Below are 287 nucleotides of genomic sequence, written 5' to 3'. Positions count from 1 at the left end.
CCCATGATGACGATGATAAGCGGCGGCCGATACGGAAGAAATAACTCTCTGGTGCTCTGGATGATCAGCGGCTCACTCAAAAATAACACGGAAATCTTAAACGGAGGAATGAATTTGATTCCTCCGGCCTGGAGAGTAGAAAATTTCGCCAACGGCTGGAAGGGATTCGGCGGAATCAGTTTTATATCCTTGGACGGGGGGCCGAAACAGCACGACTATTACCGGAAAACTCCGGCAGGAAAAGGAAGCTTTACCCGCATCATGGAGAATATTGAAATGCTTAAGAA

General features: G+C 47.7%; 1 pseudogene. It reads left to right on the top strand.

Annotated features, from left to right (window positions below):
* Positions 1–3: 3 nt before the first annotated feature.
* Positions 4–287 (top strand): annotated as a pseudogene (locus NE473_RS32190) (hypothetical protein); the annotation flags it as partial.

This window comes from Hungatella sp. SL.1.14, assembly GCF_024460495.1.
GTDB classification, from domain to species: domain Bacteria; phylum Bacillota; class Clostridia; order Lachnospirales; family Lachnospiraceae; genus Hungatella; species Hungatella hathewayi.
This window is presented reverse-complemented; position numbering and strand designations above follow the sequence as displayed.